General features: G+C 62.6%; 5 protein-coding genes and 1 pseudogene. 3 read left to right on the forward strand and 3 right to left on the reverse strand.

The annotated features are described in order from the left end of the window. The coding region (locus EP26_RS29820; protein WP_043344888.1) for a tripartite tricarboxylate transporter substrate-binding protein at window positions 1-679 on the forward strand (679 nt) is incomplete at its 5' end. A gap of 262 nt (window positions 680-941) precedes the next feature. On the opposite strand, the pseudogene EP26_RS29825 reads toward EP26_RS29820, so the two are convergent. Beyond that, window positions 942-1608: pseudogene (locus EP26_RS29825) on the reverse strand (IS6 family transposase). Window positions 1609-1854: 246 nt separating this feature from the next. On the opposite strand from EP26_RS29825, the gene EP26_RS29830 reads away from it, so the two are divergent. Beyond that, window positions 1855-2334, forward strand: a complete 480-nt coding sequence (locus tag EP26_RS29830; protein ID WP_157033940.1) for a cupin domain-containing protein — start codon at window positions 1855-1857, stop codon at window positions 2332-2334. A gap of 27 nt (window positions 2335-2361) precedes the next feature. Here the strand turns inward: EP26_RS29830 and EP26_RS29835 are convergent, their stop codons facing one another. Together EP26_RS29835 and EP26_RS29845 are read right to left on the reverse strand one after the other, a co-directional pair. Continuing rightward, entirely contained in the window at window positions 2362-2751 is a 390-nt protein-coding gene (locus tag EP26_RS29835; RefSeq protein WP_043344890.1) for a helix-turn-helix domain-containing protein, read from the reverse strand. Window positions 2752-3582: 831 nt separating this feature from the next. After that, the gene (locus tag EP26_RS29845; RefSeq protein ID WP_043344893.1) at window positions 3583-3972 is read right to left on the reverse strand and encodes a helix-turn-helix domain-containing protein; all 390 of its coding nucleotides are present in this window, start codon (window positions 3970-3972) and stop codon (window positions 3583-3585) included. 666 nt (window positions 3973-4638) lie between these two features. On the opposite strand from EP26_RS29845, the gene EP26_RS29850 reads away from it, so the two are divergent. Continuing rightward, window positions 4639-4848 (forward strand): transposase (locus tag EP26_RS29850; RefSeq protein WP_043344895.1); only part of this gene is annotated, 210 nt, incomplete at its 3' end.

The raw sequence follows: 4848 nt of genomic DNA on the forward strand, positions 1-4848 counted from the left end.
GACGCTCTACCGCCGCCTGCCATACGACGTCCTCACCGACTTCGCGCCGCTCGGCCTCGTGTCCGACGCGGCCATGACCTTCATCGCGCGGCCCGGCTTCCCGGCCGGCAATTTCGGCGAGTATCTTGCCGCCCTAAAGCAGCAAGGCGAGGGGCTGAACTTGGCGACGGCCGGGCTCAGCTCGGCGGCCAACCTTTGCGCTCTGCTGCTGCATCGGACAGCCGGCGCGCGGGCGACGGTGGTGGTGTTCCGCGGCACCGGTCCTGCCATCACCGAGGTGATGGCGGGGCGCATCGATCTGCTCTGCGATCAAGCCACCAACACCGTGCCATTCCTGCGCGACGGCCGGCTGCGCGCCTTCGCCGTGACCAGCACCGCGCGGCTGCCGGGCTTGCCAGACATACCGACCACGGCCGAAGCGGGCTTTCCCGACCTCACTATGAGCACTTGGCACGGGCTCTACGCGCCAGCCGGTACGCCTGAGCCGGCGCAAGAGCGGATTTCGGCCGCATTGCGGGGGGCGCTCGGCGAAGCGCGGCTCCGCGCCCGCTTTGCCGACCTCCTCACCGAGCCTGCCACGCCCGAGCGCGCCAGTATTGCCTTCCACCGCCGCTTCCACGCTGAGGAGGTGGCACGTTGGAAACCCATCATCGAGGCTGCGGGACAGTTCGCAGACTAAATGGCTGCCTTAAAAGGCGCTGCTGGCCACTTTGGAGCTCGCCCTTGGCAAGGGGCGAGAGGCATGTCCAAGGTGCTGTCGATGGATATCCAGGACCGCGTGGTGACGGTAGTGGCCGCCGGGGAGTCCTGCTAGGCGACGGCCCGCTTCAAGGCCAGCGCCTCAAGCGCGATCCGCTGGGCCGCACTGGTGCGGAAGGCGGGTTCGGTGGTTGCGTTGCAAAGTTTGCGGCAAGTCGCAGATGGCCGCGACAGGCCCAAGATCAGGCGGTGCCCTGGAACAACTCGGCGACAAAAGTGGCTTGGGTCCGCATGTCTCGTCCGCCAACCTTCCGCATCTGCCCCTTTCTGATCATAGCCATCGCCTCGTAGCCTGCCAGTGTTCGTCGCGCCGTGTGGAAACCGCCGAAGCCAAGCCCTGGTCTGACCAGGCGTTTCACGCGCCGGTGTTCTTGTTCCACAATGTTATCGAGGAACTTGCATTGCCGCAGCTGCGAGCGTCGCCACAGCTCGCCATCTTCCTTCATCTCCGTGATGGCGCAGGGATAGGGCGGGTTTTTGTACACCGTGATGGTGCGCGGGTTCACCGTGTGCAGCTGCTCCAGCGCCTTGCGGAAGAAGCGCTTCGCCGCGTTAGCGTCGCGCTTGGCCGAGAGCAGGAAGTCGATGGTCTGCCCACGGCTGTCCTCGGCGCGATACAGGTACATCCAGCGGCCCTTCACCCGCACGTAGGTCTCGTCCACTCGCTGTGAGCCGTTGCTCAGGCGCAGGTGCGGCCCGGGTCCGGCTCTCAATCTCCGGCGCATAGGTCTGCACCCAGCAGAAGACAGTGGTATGCGCCACCTCCACGCCGCGGTCGGCCAGCGTCAGTTCGAGGTCGCGATAGCTCACCGGAAACATGAGGTACCAGCGGACCGCCCACAGGATCACCTCGGCGGTGAACTGCCGCCCCTTGTAGGATTGCCTGCCCTTGCCGAGGCCACTCTCCGCCGTCTCGCCATGCCCTTGTTTGTACCTACCCAGGACGGCACCACAAGGATGCAACAGAACCTGGGGTGACATACCGCGCACTTCGCCAAGAGCCACGCATTTGCAAGCAATCGATAATGAAATAGCCTTTCGGCACGCTTATAGAAAAGATCGGGCTCCGCCCGGCAAGTGCAACCATGAGGATATTTGAAGGAGGAATCAGTGCCTGGAACCGCTGATGCGAGAAGCCTTTGGTTTTTGAACGGCCACGTCACCATTCATCTTGCCATGGCGGAGAATGCCGGAGGCATCTCAATCACCGAGCATCTGCTACCAGGCAATTTCGGCCCGCCGTATCATGTGCATCCCGATGAGGATGAGACATTCTATGTGCTGGACGGAGAGTTCCGCTTCAAGCTGGCGGATAGGGTTAGCACGGCCAAGGCAGGGGACGTCGTTCACCTGCCGAGAGGCGTGCCGCATGGGTTCAAGGTCACGTCACCCTCTGGCGGCCGCTGCCTCGTCATCAGCACGGGCGGCTTTGAAAATATGCTGCGCAGCGGGTCCGTAGTGGCCGACGCAGTGCGATTGCCGGACCCAGTTGTGCCCACACCGGAGATGCAGGCACAACTGGCTAAAATCTGCGCCGAGAACGGCATCGAGCTGCTAGGGCCACCAATCGACTAACAGGGCATCCAGGAAGTGGAAGCTTTGCTACGAGCCTGCCAGCGAGCGGGCCATGGTGGCGACGGCTTCCTGCTGCTTCTCGTCTTTGATCAGAGCGAAGTTGCGCACCAGCTCCAAGCACATGCGCTGGCGCGGAGCTAGCTCTTGAGCCCCACCTTGCTCGGATATACCCTCGAAAAACCATGCGAGGTCAACGGCAAGCACCTGCGCTACGCTGAACAGGCGGCCGGCGGAAATGCGGTTCAACCCTCGCTCGTACTTGTGCGCCTGCTGGTAGGTTATGCCGATGATGTGGGCCAACTGCTGCTGGGACAGCCCCATGGCAAGCCGCCGCTCGCGGATCCTCTGGCCAACATGCTTGTCCATCATGGTGGCGCGCTGGCTTTGTGGTTGGTCCTGTTGCTTGGCCTGGCTCATCGATGGATGTCCTAATCGATGGAGCCTGCTTAACTCAACTCGCAACGGCATCCGTTGCATTGTTCCGTGATAGCAATTTTATTATGTGGATGTGACGTTGGATTATGTCCGCGCCGGTTAGAGCAGATCGGGTGCTCAATCGCCGCGGCCCCGAGGTGCCCGGCTCGTCCTCAACCTGCGCCGGCGGCAACTCGCCCGGATGAACCCCAGCGTCTTCGGTGATCGCGGAATGCGGCGCTAGCCGGGCCGGTATTTCGAGCCCCAGTGCCGACCTGGGTGACGTTGGAAGAGTAGGCCTGAGCTACGGCGCGGGCTTCTCCGGCGACGTGCGGATGTCCCACACGACATCTGCGTCACCCTCGAGCGAAAACCGCACCTCAAGGCCATAGACTTGAGGAGGGTCGTCGCTGACGACAGCCTTTTGAGCTTGGGCCAACACTTGCATCATACCGCGCTCCATAAGGTTCGGGGCAGCGGCTGGAACGCGTGTCTCGTCATCTGACATGACCGGTTAGGACCCCTGGAGGCTACGGGAGGTATCCAGAGTTCCGTTCGTCCACTGCAATGCGAGTTCATCTACCGCAACGCGGAGCACGAGGCTCACCACGAGGATTGCTGCGGTAACGAGTAGGAAGGCGACCATGGCAAAACTCCTATGCCTGTCCCTCCCCTCACTTGCCCTCATGCTGCACTGCAGCATGATGTTGAGCAAGGCTTAATGACGGCGCCGCTCCTGCTTTTGCCCCTCTTATGTGGCCTCCCGGGCGATGCTGAGGCGTATTACGGGCGAGGCATCTGAGGGAAAGGTGCTTGGCAGCCTACGAAGCTCCACTACGAGCCTGCCATCGAACGGGCCATGTTGCTGATGGCTTGCTGTTGTTTCTCGCATTTGATCAGAGCGAAGTTGCGCATGAGCTCCAGGTGCATGCGCTGCCGTGGCGGTATCTCTTCACCCGCACCGTCCGCGGACATGCTCTCGAAAAACCACTCGGGCTTCATGTTTAAAGCTTGTGATATGGCGAAGAGACGGCCAACGGAGATACGGTTGAGCCCTCGCTCGTACTTGTGCGCCTGCTGGTAGGTCACGCCGATGACGGTGGCCAGCTGCTGTTGCGACAGGCCCATCGTCACCCGTCTTTCTCGGATCCGAGCACCGACATTCAGGTCCATTGCGGTAGGGCGCTGACTCTGCGGGCCTTCTGGCTGATTTGCACGACTCATTGGGGGGATTCCTGGTTGATGGAAGCCGACCTAACGCGTCGGGTGGTGGCATTCGTTGCATTGATCGGCGATAATAATCTCATCACATGGATGAGGCGCTGGATTATGTTCGCGCTGGTTGGGTGAATAGGGTGTCCCTCGGCAGCTCCGATCAGCCGCGAGTTGGATGAGCGGGGCAGCACCACACCCGCCGAGATCGGCGCTGCGCTCGGGATGCCGCCGGCCGAGGCGGCCAAGCGCTAATCCGGCATCAGTGGCGCGAGGGCGGTGTGGCGCTGCTTAAGGCCACAGCGGCGCGGCTGGGGGTGTGGGGGTCGGACCAATAGAGCGCCGTCGTCTGTGATGGCTGCTCGCGCGTCCGTTGCTATTCTCGATTGATGTAGGTCGAGCATTATCACCCTGCGGGGCGGGCTAGGAGCCATCCCTAGCGGCAGATGGTCCCTCTCCGTCTGCCTCCCCCGTCAATAATCACCGTTCTGCCTCGATACTGCTGACCCCACTGAGGCCGCCTGGATCTTCCGGGCGGCCCTTTGAGTATTCCGCGGTAGCGTCTACGGAGGTGGTGGAAAATCCGGCCTTGGCTGGGGTGTAGAGTTGGGGTGGCCATCGGACCTGGCGGCTAGGGTGGAGTTGCGACGCTCCCACCCCTGACCGGCCGAGGACCCGATGACCGAGGACAGACTGCCACTGGCTGACCTGCTGGCGAAAGCCGGGGATAGTGACTTTCTGCGCAGTGTCGCCGAGGCGGTGCTGCAGATGCTGATGGAGGCCGATGTGGAAGGCCTGATCGGGGCTGGGCGGCATGAGCGCACCGGCGAGCGGCTGACCTACCGCAACGGCTTCCGTGACCGGACGCTCGACACCCGGCTGGGGTCG

The sequence above is a fragment of the Belnapia moabensis DSM 16746 genome, assembly GCF_000745835.1.
Lineage (GTDB): Bacteria > Pseudomonadota > Alphaproteobacteria > Acetobacterales > Acetobacteraceae > Belnapia > Belnapia moabensis.

Excerpts from the sequence above, each read along its gene's own strand:
- EP26_RS29845 (WP_043344893.1), bottom strand. The coding sequence starts at position 3,972 with ATGAGTCGTGCAAATCAGCCAGAAGGCCCGCAGAGTCAGCGCCCTACC.
- EP26_RS29835 (WP_043344890.1), bottom strand. The coding sequence starts at position 2,751 with ATGAGCCAGGCCAAGCAACAGGACCAACCACAAAGCCAGCGCGCCACC.